The 17,991-nt window shown below is 64.2% G+C and carries 16 protein-coding genes; 5 read left to right on the top strand and 11 right to left on the bottom strand.

Translation table 11 applies throughout. The features are described from left to right. The first annotated feature begins 6 nt into the window (after positions 1-6). From B7E02_RS07070 to B7E02_RS07060, 3 genes are all read left to right on the top strand, one after another. Complete coding sequence (locus B7E02_RS07070) at positions 7-1,074, top strand: alpha/beta hydrolase (protein ID WP_080794288.1); 1,068 nt, start codon at positions 7-9, stop codon at positions 1,072-1,074. A gap of 70 nt (positions 1,075-1,144) precedes the next feature. Next, positions 1,145-2,542, top strand: a complete 1,398-nt coding sequence (gene mtr, locus B7E02_RS07065; RefSeq protein WP_080794286.1) for a mycothione reductase — start codon at positions 1,145-1,147, stop codon at positions 2,540-2,542. 77 nt (positions 2,543-2,619) lie between these two features. Beyond that, the gene (locus tag B7E02_RS07060; RefSeq protein ID WP_080794285.1) at positions 2,620-3,378 is read left to right on the top strand and encodes a hypothetical protein; all 759 of its coding nucleotides are present in this window, start codon (positions 2,620-2,622) and stop codon (positions 3,376-3,378) included. Here the strand turns inward: B7E02_RS07060 and B7E02_RS07055 are convergent. From B7E02_RS07055 to dxr, 6 genes are all read right to left on the bottom strand, one after another. After that, positions 3,318-4,799, bottom strand: a complete 1,482-nt coding sequence (locus B7E02_RS07055) for a cobyric acid synthase (protein WP_080794284.1) — start codon at positions 4,797-4,799, stop codon at positions 3,318-3,320. The genes B7E02_RS07060 and B7E02_RS07055 overlap by 61 nt on opposite strands. Positions 4,800-4,815: 16 nt before the next feature. After that, on the bottom strand, positions 4,816-5,700 hold the full coding sequence (map, locus tag B7E02_RS07050) for a type I methionyl aminopeptidase (protein ID WP_080794282.1): 885 nt from the start codon (positions 5,698-5,700) through the stop codon (positions 4,816-4,818). A 50-nt stretch (positions 5,701-5,750) separates the two neighbouring features. After that, positions 5,751-7,631, bottom strand: a complete 1,881-nt coding sequence (locus B7E02_RS07045) for a penicillin-binding transpeptidase domain-containing protein (protein WP_080794280.1) — start codon at positions 7,629-7,631, stop codon at positions 5,751-5,753. Between the two features lie 76 nt (positions 7,632-7,707). Further along, complete coding sequence (ispG, locus tag B7E02_RS07040; RefSeq protein ID WP_080794278.1) at positions 7,708-8,886, bottom strand: flavodoxin-dependent (E)-4-hydroxy-3-methylbut-2-enyl-diphosphate synthase; 1,179 nt, start codon at positions 8,884-8,886, stop codon at positions 7,708-7,710. Between the two features lie 155 nt (positions 8,887-9,041). Next, positions 9,042-10,256, bottom strand: coding sequence for a M50 family metallopeptidase (locus B7E02_RS07035; protein ID WP_080794276.1), 1,215 nt, complete (start codon positions 10,254-10,256; stop codon positions 9,042-9,044). 21 nt (positions 10,257-10,277) lie between these two features. Next, on the bottom strand, positions 10,278-11,444 hold the full coding sequence (dxr, locus tag B7E02_RS07030) for a 1-deoxy-D-xylulose-5-phosphate reductoisomerase (protein WP_080794275.1): 1,167 nt from the start codon (positions 11,442-11,444) through the stop codon (positions 10,278-10,280). Between the two features lie 244 nt (positions 11,445-11,688). Here dxr and B7E02_RS07025 point away from each other — a divergent pair, with 244 nt between their 5' ends. Further along, the gene (locus tag B7E02_RS07025; RefSeq protein ID WP_080794273.1) at positions 11,689-12,117 is read left to right on the top strand and encodes a DUF2631 domain-containing protein; all 429 of its coding nucleotides are present in this window, start codon (positions 11,689-11,691) and stop codon (positions 12,115-12,117) included. 82 nt (positions 12,118-12,199) lie between these two features. Here the strand turns inward: B7E02_RS07025 and B7E02_RS07020 are convergent, their stop codons facing one another. From B7E02_RS07020 to rlmN, 3 genes are all read right to left on the bottom strand, one after another. Next, entirely contained in the window at positions 12,200-13,783 is a 1,584-nt protein-coding gene (locus B7E02_RS07020; RefSeq protein ID WP_080794272.1) for a hypothetical protein, read from the bottom strand. After that, positions 13,776-14,582 (bottom strand): ABC transporter ATP-binding protein, encoded by an 807-nt coding sequence (locus B7E02_RS07015; protein WP_080794270.1) that lies wholly within the window; start codon positions 14,580-14,582, stop codon positions 13,776-13,778. Before B7E02_RS07015 ends, B7E02_RS07020 begins: the two co-directional genes overlap by 8 nt. Positions 14,583-14,677: 95 nt before the next feature. Continuing rightward, on the bottom strand, positions 14,678-15,775 hold the full coding sequence (rlmN, locus tag B7E02_RS07010) for a dual-specificity RNA methyltransferase RlmN (protein ID WP_080794268.1): 1,098 nt from the start codon (positions 15,773-15,775) through the stop codon (positions 14,678-14,680). 95 nt (positions 15,776-15,870) lie between these two features. On the opposite strand from rlmN, the gene B7E02_RS14660 reads away from it, so the two are divergent. After that, positions 15,871-16,332, top strand: coding sequence for a LapA family protein (locus tag B7E02_RS14660; RefSeq protein WP_245802186.1), 462 nt, complete (start codon positions 15,871-15,873; stop codon positions 16,330-16,332). Positions 16,333-16,352: 20 nt separating this feature from the next. Here the strand turns inward: B7E02_RS14660 and B7E02_RS07000 are convergent, their stop codons facing one another. Beyond that, positions 16,353-17,237 carry a phosphatidate cytidylyltransferase gene (locus B7E02_RS07000; RefSeq protein ID WP_080794267.1) on the bottom strand — a complete coding sequence of 295 codons (885 nt, stop codon included), beginning with the start codon at positions 17,235-17,237 and terminating at the stop codon, positions 16,353-16,355. Between the two features lie 144 nt (positions 17,238-17,381). Then, the gene (frr, locus tag B7E02_RS06995; RefSeq protein WP_080794266.1) at positions 17,382-17,939 is read right to left on the bottom strand and encodes a ribosome recycling factor; all 558 of its coding nucleotides are present in this window, start codon (positions 17,937-17,939) and stop codon (positions 17,382-17,384) included. Between the last annotated feature and the right edge of the window lie 52 nt (positions 17,940-17,991).

The raw sequence follows: 17,991 nt of genomic DNA, 5'->3' as shown, positions 1-17,991 counted from the left end.
GAGTTCATGACTCAGCGCAGCACACCGCATCCGGACTCTGAACGCACGACGTCTCCGGAATGGTCCGATGACATCCTCGGCCCCGGCTACCAGTCCACCACGATCCCGCTCGGGCCCGATCCTGACAATGAGACCGACGTGGTGACCACGGTCGTTCGCTATCGGCCCCCGACGGAAACCACCCGGTTCCACGAGAGGCCGGCTCTTCTACTGGTGTCCGGGATGACGGACTATTTCTTCCACACGGATTTCGCCGAGTACTTCCACGCGCAGGGCTACGCCGTCTACGCCGTCGATCTGCGCAAGACCGGACGCTCCTTCCGACCGGGCCAGACCTGGCACTACACCACCGAGCTTTCGCAGTACTTCGTCGATCTCAACGCCGCCCTCGATGTGGTCACCGCCGCGCACGCCACCATGACACCGGTCGCCCATTCCACCGGCGGACTCATCGCCGCACTGTGGCTCGATGATCTCCGCCGCACCGATCCCGGACGCCACCGGCTCATCGACTGCCTGGTCCTCAACAGCCCGTGGCTGGATCTGATGTATCCCCGCGCACTGGTGAGGATCTCCACCCCGGTGATCAACATCCTGGGCAGGACCGCTCCGCGGCTGGCCCTTCCCAATGACAATCTGGGCATCTACGGTAGTTCAATTCACATCAGTGCCCATGGGGAATGGGACTTCAACACCACCTTCAAGCCGATTACGGGGCACCGGAAGTACTTCGGCTGGCTGAGGGCGATCATCGCGGGTCAGCGCAGGGTACACGGCGACTCGGTGGATGTCGGTGTGGACGTGCTCACCCTGTGCTCCGCCCGGTCCTGGCACTCCCGCAGCTACTCGGCCGCCACGGACACCGCCGATGCGGTTCTCGATGTGGATCAGATCAGGACATGGGCACCACACCTCAACGGTGATCCCGCGCGGGTGACCATCCGTCCCATCGACGGGGCCAGACACGATGTCTTCCTCTCACTCAAACACGCACGGTTCGCCGCCTATGAGACCATGAACTCCTGGCTGGGCAGGCACCGCCGCCGGGAAGAAACTCCCGGTGAACAGCGTTGAAGGGGAAGCCACGGCTACGGCCCCGGCGTATGATTTCCCTTTCATCCACTTGCACAGGAGAAGACACCCCATGAGCACCTCCCCCGTCGAGGTCAGGCACTACGATCTCATCATCATCGGCACGGGATCCGGAAACTCCATTCCCGGCCCGGAGTTCGATGGTAAATCCATCGCCATCGTAGAAAAGGGGACTTTCGGCGGAACCTGCCTGAATGTCGGGTGCATTCCCACCAAGATGTACGTCTACGCCGCCGATGTCGCCCGGGAGATCGGCAGGGCCTCAACCTACGGCCTGGACGCGACGCTGAACGCCGTGGACTGGCCCGCGATCGTCGACAGGGTCTTTGCCCGGAGAATCGATCCCATCGCCCGCGGCGGGGAGGAGTACCGGAGGGGGTCGGAGACCCCGAACATCGACGTCTATGACATGCACGCCCGCTTCGTCGGTGAACGCACCCTGGCAACCGGAATCGCCGGTGAGGAGAGGCTGATCTCAGGCGATCAGATCGTCATCGCCGCGGGTTCACGCGCCTACATCCCGGAGGTCATCGCCGAATCAGGTGTGCGCTACCACACCAATGACAACATCATGCGGCTGCCGAGACTTCCCGAATCGATGGTGATCATCGGAGGCGGTTTCATCGCGCTGGAGTTCGCCCACGTCTTCTCCGCACTCGGCACCAGGGTGACGCTGCTCAACCGCAGCGATGTGCTGCTCAGAGGCGCCGACGCCGATGTTTCAGCGCGAGTGGCCGAGGTCGCCGGGACGCTTTACGACGTCCGGATGAACACGTCGGTCACCGCGGCACGCAACCTCGACGGAGGCGGCGTACGGGTGTCCCTTGACGGTGGCGGGGACATCGATGCCGAGGTGCTGCTCGTGGCCACCGGTCGCACACCCAATGGCGACCGGATGGATCTCGCCCGTGGCGGCATCGCGATGGACGGGCGCCGGATCAGGGTCGACGCCTTCGGGCGCACCACCGCCGACGGCGTGTGGGCGCTCGGGGATGTCTCTTCACCCTACAAGCTCAAGCACGTGGCCAATGCCGAGATGCGGACCGTCCGGCACAATCTGCTCAATCCGGGGAATCTCCAGGAGATGCCGCACGAGTTCGTACCCTCCGCGGTGTTCACCTATCCGCAGGTCGCACAGGTTGGACTGACCGAGGCCGCGGCACGCGAACAGGGACTGGATATCACCGTCAAGATCCAGAACTACTCCGATGTGGCCTACGGGTGGGCGATGGAGGATGCCACTGGCTTTGTCAAGCTCATCGCCGACCGCAGCACCGGCCGGCTGCTCGGTGCGCACATCGTCGGTGACCAGGCCTCGACGCTGATCCAGCAGCTGATCACGGTGATGGCGTTCAACATCGACGTACGCGAGGCGGCGACCGCGCAGTACTGGATTCACCCCGCCCTTCCCGAGGTGATTGAAAACGCGCTGCTCGGTCTGGAGTTCTAACCTCCGCCGGGTACGGCAGGGGTAATGTTGGTACTCGCCCTGATCAGTACGCAGTGGAAGAGGCAACGCAGACTCCAGTGGACACCCCCCTATCCCAATCACTCACACCTCAGCCCGCCGATCGTAGTATCCGCTCGGCCACGACCAGCATCGCCACCGCCTCCGCGGTCATGCTCGCGGTCATCGCCGCATCGCTCATACCTGGCAGCCGCCTCTACGCGGTGATCACCGCCGCCGGGGTCGCGCTCGGGGCGGCATCGGTCATCGCCCAGCTGCGCCACCATCTCCCGGCGCGGGTCTACCCGTGGCTCTCCGCGCTCGGCGGTCTGGTCATCCTCACCGTCGGTCTGCTCACCGCCGTGGCGAAGATAGGTTCCTCCCCCGTTCTGCTCACCGCGGCGCAGGTCTCGTCCTTCTATCTGGTCCCCCTGGCCGCGCTCGCGTGCTTCCTCGGTGGGCTGGGGCAGCTTCCGCCGAAATGGATTCTTCCGGTCCTGGCGGCGGTCGGCGGCGCGGCCGCGGCGGGCTGGTTCTCGCTCGGGCCCGTGTCCTGGACAACCTCACTGGTGGTCGCGGTGTCGGCGCTGATCTGCATCGGAGGCTGCGCGGTCCCGATCATCCGGGCCCTCACCGCTCCCCCGAGGCACCTGAGCGGATGGTTGATCGCGCTGTCCGCCGGCGTGATGCTCCCGGCGATGGCCTACACCATCATTCTCGCGCTGCTTCCACTGTCCGTGCCCCTCCCGGTTGTCTCACCGGTGTTCGTTGCCTGGGCCTACCTGTTCGCCGCGCTTCTGGCCACGTTCGCCGGAGTGCTCACCTCCGCCAGAAGTTGATCGAGATCCCAGTGGCTCTCGATCGTATCGGCGATCAGATCCAGCTGGGCCCGTCGCTTGCCGTCGAAGGAGGCATCCCCGCTGACGATGAAGCCATCCTTTCCCGCAGCCCCGGCGACCGCCGTCAGAAATTCCCGGCGCGAGCAGTCATTTTCCAGGTATCCGTGGCGGTGGGTACCCCACAGCGCGCCACGGTGGGCGCCCTCATTTCCGATCCATGGGGTTTCGGCGCTTCTTCCAACCTGTCCGTGATGGACCTCGTAGGATCCGTCACCGTGATTGATCAGGGTTTTTGAAGCTTCGAAACGGATGTCCAGGTCAAGGAGCCCGAGCCCCGCAACGGGCGCCGCGGCCCGGGATTCCACGGGATCATCGATGCTCCGCGCCATCATCTGGAAACCCCCGCAGATGCCGAGGATGGGCCCGTTTCTCCCGGCCCTCCGTCTCAGGGCCGTGTCGAGTCCCCGGGATCGCAGCCACCCAAGGTCCGACACCGTTGCCTTGGAACCGGGTATCACCACCAGATCGGCATCCTCGATGCTGTCACCGTCGGTGACCCAGGTCACCGTCACGCCCGGTTCCACCGCCAGTGCCTCCACGTCGGTGCTGTTGGAGATTCTGGGGAGTCGGATCGCTGCGACACGCAGGCGCTGGGAACCGAGTGCCGGGGCGGAACCGAGCACCCGGCCGACCGGAGCCTGGAGTGAGTCCTCCGCATCGATCCAGAGTCCGTCAATGTAGGGGATCACGGCCTTCGTCTGCACGCCGGTCAGTTTCTCCAGCTCGGTCAGTCCCGGCTCGAGGATGCTCGGGTCCCCCCGGAACTTGTTGATCACAAAACCCCTGATCAGTGCGCGGTCCTCGGCGGAGACAATCGCATGGGTGCCGAAGAGGTGCGCCAGCACCCCTCCCCTGTCGATGTCGCCGACGATGTAGACCGGCATCCCGGAGGCCTGCGCCAGGCCGAAGTTGGCCACGTCCGTGCTGCGGAGGTTGATCTCCGCGGGCGACCCCGCCCCCTCGCACACCACGACGTCGAAACGCTCCCTCAACGCGTCGAGCTGCGTGGTGGCGACCTCGCGCAGTCCGAGCCTGTGCTCGACATAGTCCCTGGCGCCGACGTCGCCGACGGCCTGCCCCATGACCACCAGCTGGGAGCGGCGGTCGGAGCCGGGCTTGAGCAGGATCGGGTTGAATTCCACGGAGGGTGCGAGTCCGCAGGCGAAGGCCTGGAGGGCCTGGGCCCGTCCGATCTCCCCACCGTCGGGGGTGACCATGGAGTTGTTGGACATGTTCTGCGCCTTGAAGGGCGCAACACGAAGTCCTGCGCGGGCGAAGGCGCGGCACAGTCCAGCCGTGATGACGGACTTTCCGGCGTCTGAGGTGGTACCCGCAATCAGCAGTGCGCTACCCGTGGACATAGCGTGATCGTGCTTCCTAGACGTCGGCGTCGGGAAGGGTGAGAATCTCCGGACCGTCCTCGTTGATGACGATCGTGTGCTCGAATTGTGCGGAGAACCGCCGGTCCCTGTTCTGCACCGTCCAGCCGTCATCCCAGATGTCATAGTCGAGGGAACCGATGTTGATCATGGGTTCGACGGTCAGTGTCATGCCCGGGACCAGGAGATCGCGGTACTGCATGCTGTCATAGTGCAGGACGATGAGCCCGTTGTGGAAGGTCGTGCCGATGCCGTGGCCCGTGAAGTCGGTGACCACGTTGTAGCCGAAGCGCTTGGCGTAGGACTCGATCACACGACCGATGACGTTGATCTCGCGTCCAGGTTTGGCGGCACGGATTCCGCGCATCATGGCCTCCTTTGTGCGCTCCACCAGCAGGCGGTGCTCCTCGGAGACGTTCCCGGCGAGGAAGGTGGCGTTGCAGTCCCCGTGGACACCGTACTTGAAGGCCGTGACATCGATGTTGACGATGTCCCCGTCCTCGATCACCGTTGAGTCCGGTATTCCGTGACACACGATCTCGTTGAGGGAGATGCAGGTGGATTTGGTGAATCCGCGGTAGCCCAGATCCGAGGGATAGGCCCCGTGATCGCAGGTGTACTCGTGCACGATGCGGTCGAGTTCATCGGTGGTGATGCCGGGACGGACGGCCTCACCTGCGACCTTGAGGGAGTTCGCGGCGATCCGCGAAGTCTTCCGCATCGCCTCGATCACCTCCGGCGGCTGGACGAACGGCTCCCCCATCGCCTCCTGGACCTCGTCCTTCCATACGTATTCCGGTCTCTCAATGGATGCGGGGACCTCCCTGATCGGAGTCGGCTTTCCCGGGACAATGGGCGCTCGCAGTGTAGACATGGAGACCATGCTAGTCCCCCCTCCACCGCGGTGGTGACTCGGCACCGGCGGTGTTCCGCTCAGCCGGTGATCGCCGGGGATTCCGCGACCGCTGGCTCTATGCGGTTCTGCCGTGCCGCACGCATCTCGTCGAGCCGGATGAAAAAGTGGTCCGTGACCGCGGTGGAGGTCTCCGAACCTCCACCGAGGACAACCAGCGTGGCAAAGGCGATGTCATCCTCGCGGTAGCCGGTGAACCAGGCGTGCGAGCCCTCATTGATCTCGGCCTCGCCGGTCTTGGCGTAGATCTGCCCGCCCTGCTGCCGCATGCCACTGGCGGTACCGGAGTTGACCACCGAGGCCATCATTGTCCGCAGCTGGTCGATGGCCGCCGGATCGGGAGGCGTGACCTGTTCGCTGGGGACCGTTTCATGCCCGGAGATCAGCGTCGGGACCGGGGTTTTGCCGGCGGCGGCCGTCGCTGCCACCAGTGCCATGCCGAAGGGGCTCGCCAAATCCAGTCCCTGACCATAGCCCGCCTCGGTGCGGTCGAGGGTCACCTCGCCCACCGGCACACTGCCGGTGATGGTGTCCAGGCCGGGGATTGTGTAATCGATTCCCAGTCCGAACTGTTTGCCCACCTCCTTGAGCACACCGGGGTCGAGATTTGTGGAGACGTCGGCGAATGTGGTGTTGCACGATGATGCGAAGGCGCGGTTCAGGGATGTGTTTCCGAGCGAGAACTGATTGTAGTTATTCACGATGCGGCCGTATATGTTCATCGAGCCGGGGCAAGGCACGATGGTGTCGGGGGTCAGTCCACGGTGTTCGATGCCCGCGGTGGCCGTGATGATCTTGAAGGTCGAGCCGGGCGGATACATGCCCATCAGTGCCACGTCACCGTCCTTGTCCGCCTCCCTGGTCTGGGCGACGGCGAGAACCTCGCCTGTGGAGGGACGGATCGCCACGAGCATCGCCTTCATGTCCTGACGGAGGTCGACTGCCTCCTGGGCGGCCCGTTGCACGTCGTGGTCAAGGCTGATCTTCACACTGGGGGCCAGCTCGGGGGCGTTGTAGGCGACATCATCGATGATCGCACCGTTTTCCGTGACGATGGAGGCACGCCAGCCGTTCGAGCCATCGAGATCCTCATCGACGATTCTGGACACGCGCGAGACAATGTCCGGGGCGAAGCCGGGGTCGGTGGGAACCATGGCGGCCTCGTCGTTGAAGATCAGACCCGGGACCCCGGCCAGCTCCTGTTCGACGATCGCCCCCTGGGCCTCATTGATCACGGTCACCGAATAGGTGCCGGTGCCGAGTTCCGGGAGGATGGAGTCCACATCGATGGTGTTCACGCTCCGGTCACGGGCATGGGCATCATCAAGGGAGCGGGCCAGGCGGTGCAGAACTACCCGGGTATCCCCCGCCTGGGCGGGATCGATGAGGATCCTGTAGGTCTTTCCAGGCTGGAGCACCGGGGCGCCATCAGAGGAAATGACATTCGCGCGCTGTGCCTCGACGGGACGCAGCTCCAGATGCTGATTCGCCCCGAGACCGGGGTGGACGATGGTGGGCTGCCACCGCACCGTCCATTCATCGCGCATCTTCGTCAGCGTCATCGAGGTGCCGTAGCTGAGCTCACGTTCCCTGGGCAGCTTCCAGGTGACGTGATAGTTGGCGGTGGCCACGGTGTCGCGGTTGTCCACGGAATCCAGGGTGAACTCCACGTCCTCGGCCTGGAGACCGGAGTAGGTCTCCCCGATCATCTTCGCGGCGGCGTCTCCCTGATCCGACAGCTCCCGGACCTGATCGAAGTCCCGGTCCGACCAGGCGCGGAGGAACTCCTGCGCCACCGGATCCGCGACCTCGGGGCGCGGTGTGCAGGCGACGAGGCTTATCGACGCCACCACCGTCACAATCACCGTTGCCAGCAGGGAACGAACCCAGACCATCTTCATGGGTGAAGATTAGCAGTGTCGCGGGACACCCCGGAGGACCGACACCGTCAGCGGGCCGGGGGTACGGAACCCAGGCTCAGCGGGTGACCTTGACCTCTGGCTTCATCCCCTGGGCGCTGGCGGCCTCGAGCACGTCGGGGTCCATGTCCTCGGCGATGCGCATGGCCTCCTCGATCAGGGTTTCCACGATCTTCGATTCGGGCACCGTCTTGACCACCTCGCCCTTGACAAAGATCTGGCCCTTACCGTTGCCCGAGGCGACTCCGAGGTCGGCGTCGCGTGCCTCACCTGGACCGTTGACCACACAGCCCATGACGGCCACGCGGAGCGGCACCTCCATTCCCTCCAGACCGGCGGTGACCTCCTCGGCGAGGGTGTACACATCGACCTGGGCGCGACCGCAGGAGGGGCAGGAGACGATCTCGAGCTTGCGGGGCCGAAGATTCAGGGACTGCAGAATCTGGTCACCCACCTTGATTTCCTCCACCGGGTCCGCGGACAGCGAGACCCGGATGGTGTCTCCGATTCCCGAACCGAGAAGCCATCCGAAGGCAACCGAGGACTTGATGGTGCCCTGGAACTTCGGTCCCGCCTCGGTGACCCCCAGATGCAGCGGGTAGTCGGAAATGGCGGCGAGCTGGCGGTAGGCCTCAACCATGATGACCGGATCATTGTGCTTGACGGAGATCGCGATGTCCCCGTAGCCGTACTCCTCGAACAGGGCGGCCTCCTGGATCGCGGATTCCACCAGCGCCTCGGGCGTGGCCTTGCCGTACTTATCCATGATCCGCTTGTCCAGGGAACCCGCGTTGACTCCGATCCGGATGGGGATACCCGCATCGCCGGCGGCCTTCGCTACTTCCTTGACGCGGCCGTCGAACTCCTTGATGTTGCCGGGGTTGACGCGGACCGCGGCGCAGCCGGCATCGATGGCTGCGAAGATGTACTTGGGCTGGAAATGGATATCGGCGATCACCGGGATCGGTGACTTCTTCGCGATGATCGGAAGGGCCTCAGCATCCACCGTCTTGGGGCACGCGACCCGGACGATGTCACAGCCGCTGGCGGTCAGCTGCGCGATCTGCTGCAATGTCGCATTGATGTCGTGTGTCTTCGTGGTGGTCATCGACTGCACCGAGATCGGATAATCGGATCCGACACCGACCTTCCCCACCATCAGCTGCCTCGTTTTACGACGCGGTGCCAGGACCGGCGGAGGGCTGGCGGGAAGTCCGAGTCCGATTTGGGTTGACAAGATTCATGCTCCTTGAGGTGGTTGCACCCCGGGAAGGGTGGGCCCGGGTACAGCCGTGGACGTTCGGGTTGGCGGTATGAACAAACCGTGGGTCAGTATGGCCGAAAGTCTAGCACTGTGATGCATCAACAAGGGTGCGGGCTTCCGTGGACGATCTAGCCGAAAACCCTGATCGGATTCACCACATCGGCAACGATGACGATGGCACCGACCGATAGCAGCAGGGCCGCCATGGCGACCGTCACCGGCATCAGCCTCGTGTAGTCGGCGGGTCCGCCAGGCTTCTGCCCGCGGAGTCTCCGGATCAGATCGCGAATCTTCTCATAGAGCACCACGGCTATGTGTCCGCCATCGAGTGGCGGCAGGGGGACCAGATTGAACAGGGCCAGGAAGAAGTTCAGGCTGGCCAGGGTCATCAGGAACATGTCCCACATTGAGCGCTCCACGAACTCGCCGCCGACACGGGAGGCACCGACGACGCTCATCGGCCCGTTGATGTCGCGTTCGGCACCGAAGATGGAGGCGACCACACCGGGGATCTTCGAAGGGAAGGAAAGCAGCCCCTCCCATGTCGCGTGGAACATGTCACCGGTGAAACGTGCCGTTGCCCCCAGTCCCTCGATGGGTCCGTATTTCTTGTACACATCGGGAACCGGTGCGTTCGTCACACCGATCGCACCAACGATGACCTCAGCTCCCTGGGAGTCGAGGCGGGTCACCGCATCCACGGGGACGTCGACATCGCGCAATTGTCCGTCGCGCTCCACGCTCAGCACCGCAGTCTCACCCGGGATCAGCAGGATTTCATCGCGCAGGGCGGTGAAATCAGACACCTCGGTGCCGTCGATGGCCAGAATGCGGTCGCCCACCTCGATGCCGGCGTCCGCTGCGGGTCCCCGCCCCACACAGGAATCCAGGGTTCCATCCGGATTCTGCTCCCCTGGCACGCACTGGACCGATCCGACGGTGGCTGTCAGGTCGGCATCCGGATTGGGAATGCCCGAGCTCACAGCCACGGCGTAGAGAACCAGGAACCCGACAAGGATGTTCATGATCACGCCGCCGGACAGGACGATGATGCGCTGCCACCACGGCTTGTTATACATTGCCCGGTCGCTTTCCTCGGGCTCCAGGGGATCCTGCGCCGTCATCCCGGCGATGTCACAGAAGCCTCCGACGGGGACGGCCTTGAGCCCGTAGCGGGTCTCGCCGCGTCCGAAGGAGAAGACGGTGGGACCGAATCCGATGAAGAAGCGGCGCACCTTCATGCCGAAGGCTCGAGCGGTAATGTAGTGCCCCCACTCGTGGAGTGCGATGGTGACGGCAATACCGAGAAAAAACAGCACTACACCGGCGAGATACGCTGCCACGGAGGGAGCTCCTTCTAAGTCTTACAAGCCATCGATGATCCGGTTGGCCCGCCTGCGGGCCTCCCTCTCGGTGGCGAGAATATCGTCGATGCCTGAGGGTACACCAGCAAACTGTGAAGAAGCCTGAAGCACCTCATCGACGACATCGACGATCTGCGGGAAGTGGATGCGTCCCGCGAGGAAGGCGGCGGCGGCCTCCTCGTTGGCCGCGTTGTACACCGCGGGGAAGGTGCCACCGCCAGCTGCGGCGTCCCGCGCCAGCTGGACCGCCGGAAAGGCCAGGTTGTCCACCGCCTCGAAGGTCCAGGTGTGGGCGCTGGTGAAGTCCAGCGCCGGCTGCGCCCCGCTCAGACGGTGCGGCCAGTTCAGAGCCAGTGCGATCGGCAGCTTCATCGAGGGCGGGGAGGCCTGCGCGATTGTTGCGCCGTCGACGAAGGTGATCATGGAATGGATGATGGACTGTGGATGTACCGTGACGTCGATGCGATCCGGCCCGACGCCGAAGAGCAGACTCGCCTCGATAAGCTCGAGTCCCTTGTTAATCAGAGTTGCGGAGTTCAGCGTGTTCATCTGACCCATCGACCAGGTGGGGTGCGCCGCGGCCTGTTCGGGGCTGACATCCCACATCCGCTGTCGGCTCCAGCCCCGGAACGGTCCGCCCGAGGCGGTGAGGACGATGCGGTCGACCTCGGCGTCGGTTCCGCTGCGCAGACACTGCGCCATCGCGGAGTGCTCGGAGTCGACCGGGACTATCTGCCCAGGTGCGGCCCTGGAAATGACATGGTCCCCGCCCGCAACCAGGGATTCCTTGTTCGCCAGCGCCAGGGTGGCGCCGGATTCCAGGGTGGCCAGGGTGGCAGCGAGACCCAGGGAGCCGACCAGGGCATTGAGAACGGTATCGGAATCGGAGTTCTCGACGAGTGTGCGCGCCGCATCGCGCCCCGAGATGACAGCTCCCCCCAGTGCCTCGGAAACCTCGGCCGCGGCCGACTCCCGGGCCACCGCAACCCGATCCGGAGACAGGTTCAGTGCACGCGCCTGAGCGATGATCAGGCCCGGATCGGAACCTCCGGCGGCGATGCCCACCACCTGGAAACCCTCCGGATTGGCGGCAATCACCTCCAGCGCCTGGGTGCCGATGGAACCGGTACTTCCGAGAATCAGGATCTTTTTGCTCACCCTGACCATTGTTGCACCTTCGATCCACGGCGATGTCACTACACCCGTTTGGGGCGGATAGAAAGTTGGTCTCACGTCCTCAGCGGGTGGGCGCCGGCAATTCGCCCAGCTCGGGAGGCCGTCCGGGGACATTCATTGCGGAGGCCTTTCGCGTGACCGGGCGAAATATGAGAACATGGAGAGACTTAAACCAAGTTCTGTAGGTGCCCTCCCGGCGGGATCCCCGGCGGGTGGGCGAATGAAGGAGTATAACGTGGCCGGTTCCTCCCACACGATTGAGCCCGAGATCTACAACGGGGTCTCCACCCTCGACGAGCCCTCCGCGGGCTGGGGTTGGCACGACATCGGGCGCAACGCCATCCAGATCTCCGGATGGGTGTCCGTTCTCTTCCTGCTCGGCTTCAATTTCGGCAACCACCACGGTCATGTGGAGACCATCTGGCTGCTCACCATCGCCGCACTGGTCGCGATCGGGCTCGTCATCCACCTTTTCGAGCCGAAGCTGAGCCAGGTGCGCACGGTGACCGCCCGCAACCAGCCGGTGGGCCATGTCGAACCCGACTGGACCTACGATCAGGCGACGCTGTCGGGGACCTGGGACAACCTCACCGATAATCAGCTGCGGTCCATCAACATTGATCCCGCGCGCGTGTCGCATCTGCGCATCATTGAGGAGAAGTAGCGGTCCCCTCTTCCGTACTTCCCCACCCCCCGGCCCGACGCCGGGGGGTGGTTTTTTCCTGTTGAATCCGGCTTGTTCCGTCCTACCCGACGCTGCGCTTGACCTTGTCGAAGATCTCCGGCATTCTCGCATCCACCCTCTTCAGACACAGCCGCACGACGACCGCATAGAGGATTGCCGGGATGGCAATGGCCAGGATCTGACCCGCGAGGACGACCCATGGCATCTCCGACTGGTATCCGATTGAGGTCACGGCAATGGCGGGCAGGGAAGGCACCCAACCCAGCAGCAGTGAGGCGAAGGCGGAGATGAAGGCGGCACCGGAGTAGCCACTCTTGTCGCCCCACGGGCTGGTTCCCGGTCGTGCTGTGGCGAAGGGGTTGAACACGGTGGTGAACAGACTGACCGCGGCGGTGGTCAGGAAAATTCCCACTGTGATACCCAGTACCAGCAGCAGGACCACTCGGTTGTCCGCGATGCTGAGGGCGATAACGGAGTAGATGGCAATGGACACGGCGGCGGGGGTCACCGATGCCCAGTGCCGGGGGAGGAGAAGTGAGCGCGTCGAGGCTCCGGAGGACATGTTGACCCAGATTCCCGATCCGTCGTATCCGAAGTCGTTGACCGCGACGGAGCCACCGAAGATCGCCACGAACACCAGGCCCGTATACATGATGAATTCCCCGATGGTGACACCCTGAACGATGAACAGCACGGTGAACACAGGAAAGATGAGCAGGGAGGACAGCAGCCGCGAATCCCGGAAGAGGTAGCGGATCGCGCGCGAGTACACCGCTCCCCCCGCGTTGTGCGGAACACCGGGGAGGAACAGAACGGAGTCGGATTCCCGGTGCCTGCGCTCCCTGCCCGGACCGGACCGTCCCCCGCGATCCAGCGGTGCACTCAGTGCCCTCTCCACGAGTGTGCGCCACAGCCATGCACCGAGGCCGAGATACGCCAGGCTGAGTCCGAGGAAGACCGCCGCCATCGCCCACCGTCCCTCTTCGGCCGCCTCGACGGCACCCGCGGTGGAGGCGAAGGGGGTCCATCGCACGGCCCGGCCGAAAACATCGAGGTGCTGCATCGCCCCGCTGCCCGCCAGCAGCTGGTAACCGATAATCAGCACGAAGAACCCGACCGTGGCGTAGACACCGGCCCGCTCCTTGCTGATTCTGCTGGAGGATCCCGTGGCCAGGGAGGCGACCAGCTCCCCCAGCAGCAGTGTCATCACCAGCGCGAGCAGCAGCATGATCCAAATGACGGGGGCGAGCGCAAGCGGATACATGATGGAGGCGACGACCGCGGTGACCACCGTGCACAGCACCGCCAGAATTCCGCGGGACTGCATCAGGGTGGAGATTGCGAACGCCGGAAGGAGCTCCCTGGCTCCGATGGACAGGGTGGCGAAACTGTCCGCGCTCAACTGTCCCTCACCGGAGGGCCACATCACCGCGGCGACCACATAGGCGAAGGTACCCATAGCGACGACGCCGGCCAGCACCCCGGTCCGGCCCTCATCGATGCCCAGTACCAGCAGCGCCGACATGCTCAACAGGCCGATGAGCCCGTAGACGGAGACGATCACGATCATGGCTATGGAGGAGCCATTCCCCGCGACGGTACGTCTCCACAGGGTGGCCTGCAGCTTCAGCAGCGTTCTAGTCATCGGTGCCCCCTCCCAGCCAACCCAGGGACCCCTCGGCCAGACTGCCCCCTCCGACGACGTCGATGAACACATCATTGAGGGTCCGACCCGAACGCACCTCGTCGACGTGGCCGAACACCGTCACCCGGCCCTCGTTGATGATCGCGACGTGGTCGCACAACCCCTCGACCAGGGTCATCACGTGCGAGCTGAGCACGACCGTTCCCCCCGCCGCGGCGAAGTTGCGGAGAATCTGCTGGATAAGCTGCGCCGAGACCGGATCCACCGCCTCGAGTGGCTCGTCGAGCACGAGCACCTCTGGATTGTGCAGCAGTGCCTGCGCAAGCAGGATCTTTTTGGTCATGCCCGCGGAATAGTCGACGATCCGCTTCGGTCCCGCGTCGCTGAGGCCCAGGGCGTCGAGAAGCTCCCCTGTCCGCTGCTTGACGACGCTCCCCTCGATCCCGCGCAGCGCCCCCACGTAGGTGAGCAGCTCCAGACCGGAGAGCCGGTCAAAGACCGGCAGACCATCGACGAGGAGCCCCATGGCGCGCTTCGCGGGCCCCGGTTCCTCCCAGACATTGTGCCCGGCGATCCATGCGGTGCCACGGGTGGGCCTCAGCAGTCCGGTGGCCATGGACAGCATCGTTGTCTTTCCCGCCCCGTTGGGCCCGACGATTCCGTAGATCGCACCCCGGGGTATGTCGAGGTTCAGGGTATCCACAACCGGGTGGCCGCCGTATTCCTTTGTCAGCCCGCGGACAGCCAGGGCCTGGGTACTCGGATCAGTCGGACAGATCCTCGGGACGGGATCAGACATGGTTACACGACCTCTCAGCAGCGGTGTCTTCACAGTTGTACCGCCCGAGGCTATCAGAGGTCCGGCCCCTTGACCCCGATGGGGTTTTGCTACAACTACCTCTCCTCGGCTGCCAACTGACCGCAGGCGGCCGCGATCTCCTGGCCCTTCGTGTCACGCACGGTGCAGGGAACACCCTGTGCGATGACCCTGCGGACGAATTCATCCTGCCGCTCCCGCGGTGAGGCATCCCACTTCGATCCCGGGGTCGGGTTGAGCGGGATCAGGTTGACATGCACGCGGGAGCCGAGGGCCCGGTGCAGCTTCTTGCCCAGCAGATCCGCGCGCCAGGGCTGATCATTGATATCCCTGATCAGTGCGTACTCGATGGAGACGCGCCGACCGGAACGATCGGCGTAGTAGGCAGCTGCATCGAGCACCTCGGCGACCGACCAGCGGTTGTTCACGGGGACCAGCTCATCGCGGAGCTCGTCATCGGCGGTGTGCAGGGAAACCGCCAGGGTGACGGACATGTCCTCGTCGGCAAGCTTTCTTATGGCCGGGGCCAGTCCGACGGTGGACACGGTCACGCTCCGCTGGGAGATGCCGAAACCCTCCGGTGCGGGCCGGGTGATCTGCCGCACCGCGGAGACGACGCGCTTGTAGTTGGCGAGCGGCTCACCCATGCCCATGAACACGACGTTGGACAAGCGACCACCGCTGCGCTGCATGGTGGATGCTGCGTTGCGGACCTGATCCACGATCTCACCGGTGGAGAGGTTGCGATCCAATCCCCCCTGACCGGTGGCACAGAAGGGGCAGGCCATTCCGCAGCCGGCCTGGGAGGAGATGCACAGGGTCGCCCGATCCGGGTAGCGCATGAGCACGGATTCGAGGAGGGTGCCGTCGTGCAGCTTCCAGAGGGTCTTCTGGGTTTCCTCATCGTCCGCGTCGAGGACTCGGACGGGGGACATGAGCTCGGGGAAGAGTGCGTCCCGGACCGCCACTCGCGCGGATTCGGGAAGGTCGGTCATGGTCAGGGGATCGGCTTCGAGCCTGCCGTAGTAGTGGCGGGCGATCTGGTCGACCCGGAACCTGGGCAGGCCGAGTTCGGCGAGCGCCTCGATGCGGGCCTCGTGATCAAGGTCCGCCCAGTGCTTCGGCGGCATGCCGCGTTTCGGTGCGGAAAATACAAGGGGTAGGGGTGTAGCCATAATGAACCCATTCTTGCACGAACGTTATCAAATCGTTCAACCGTAAACCCGTGTTTATGTGGCACCACGCCGGAATAGCTTGTTCAATGGCAGTTATGAGCAATCAACCGCAGTCTCCGAATGACGCCTTCCCCGAGGATACTCACGCCGGATACGATCCCGGAATTCCCGGTGCCGGCGATGTCAGTGATCCCGCCGATGACGCCCCGGGTACCCGGTCTGAGGTGACGGCACCTGTACCGGCGGTCCGCGATGAAAAGGTACATGATGTCGAGGAGCAGCACCGAGAGGCACCCCGGACCCCGTCACGGACCTTTGCCGGCGGAACCTGGGTGGCGTTGATCGTCGGGGCTCTCCTGCTAATCCTCCTGCTCGTCTTCATCCTGCAGAATCAGACTCCGGTTGAGTTGACTCTGTTCGCGTGGAGCTTCCAGTTCCCCGCGGGAATCGGGTTTCTCCTCGCCGCGATCACCGGCGCACTGATCATGGCGCTGGTCGGCGGCGTCCGGATGTTCGAGTACCGCCGACAGATCAGGAAGCTCCGCAAGGCCTTTTAGGCCGCCGCCCGCCCGAGCGCTCAGACGCTGCTGACCGCGCTGAGGACGAGCCAGGTGACCATGGCCGCGGGCAGCATTCCGTCGAGCCGGTCCATCAGCCCTCCGTGTCCGGGCAGAAGATCGGACATGTCCTTGATCCCCAGATCACGTTTGAACTGGGATTCCACGAGGTCGCCGAGGGTGGCGCAGACCACGAGGCCGATCCCCAGCAATCCCCCCAGCCACCAGTGGTGGTGCAGCAGCAGATTCACGCAGAGGATACCCACCGAGGTCCCGAGGACGACGGAGCCGGCGAATCCCTCCCACGACTTCTTGGGCGATACCAGCGGGGCCATCGGATGCGAACCGAAAAACACACCGGAGACGTATCCCCCGACATCCGAGGCGATGACGCAGAGCATGAAGGTGATGATGAAATAGGTGCCGGGTATGTCCCCGTTGGCCATCAGTGACAGCATCGCGGCGAAACTGCCGAAGAGGGGAATCCAGGTGAGGACGAAAATACCCACCGAGGTGTCCCGGAGATAGTTCCTGGCCTCCTTGTCGGGGCCGTTGTAGAAGATCCGGAAGAACATCAGGACGAGCACGGTGGCGACGAAGGCCGCGAGGATTCCGGAGGCGGCGAACTTCCACGAGGACCACACCATCGCCTGACCACCGATTATCATGATCGGCATGGGCAGGTGGTAGCCGGCCTCCTTGAGCCTGCCCCCCACCTCCCAGGTAGCCACCGCGACGGCCCCGGCGACCACCAGGTACCAGCCCCAGGGGCTTAAAATGATGCCAAGGAGTACCAGGAGCCCGAGCCCGATTCCGACGCCAATCGCCGCGCCGACATTGCGGCCGGCGCTGTTCCTCGGTTTGGGCATCCTCATGGCCCGGATGTGTTCTCCCGGTTCGCTCATGGGCTCTCCTTGATCGTCACCTAGATCGGTCATCGTCGCTGGGTTCACGCTGATCCTGCCGCGGCAGCCTTCGGCGGGCCCGCACACCGTCGCGGTGTCGTGCCACCACGGGGACGGCGGCCCCCGATACCGGCAGGGATCACTCTAGACCTCGAGGAGTTCCTTCTCCTTCTTCTGGACCACTTCATCGACCTGCTCCACGTATCGGCCGGTGACCTTGTCCAGTTCCTTCTCTGCGGCCACGACCTCGTCCTCGCCGGCGTCGCCGTCCTTCTGCAGCTTCTTCAGCTGATCCTTGCCCTTCCGGCGGATGTTCCGGATGGCGATCTTCCCGTCCTCACCCTTCGACCTCGCGAGCCTCGCCATCTCCTTGCGACGCTCCTCCGTGAGCTGGGGGATGGTCACCCGCAGAACCTGACCGTCGTTGGTGGGATTGACGCCGAGGTCGGAGTTCCGGATGGCGTTTTCGATCTCCCCCATCGCGCTCTGCTCGTAGGGTCTGATCAGGAGCATGCGCGGCTCCGGAACAGACACCGTCGCCATCTGTGTGATCGGTGTGGGGACACCGTAGTACTCGGCAACAACACCGTTGAACATCGCCGGATTCGCGCGTCCGGTTCTGATGGTGGTCAGATCTTCACGTGTGTGCTCGACCGTGGCGGACATCCGCTCCTCGGCCTCGAAAAGGATCTCGTCAATCATGAGTGTTTTCTCCTGTGCATTCGCAAATGAAGGCGCTCCCTGCTGAGACCGC

Source organism: Corynebacterium pacaense (assembly GCF_900169525.1).
Classification (GTDB): Bacteria; Actinomycetota; Actinomycetes; order Mycobacteriales; family Mycobacteriaceae; genus Corynebacterium; species Corynebacterium pacaense.
This window is presented reverse-complemented; position numbering and strand designations above follow the sequence as displayed.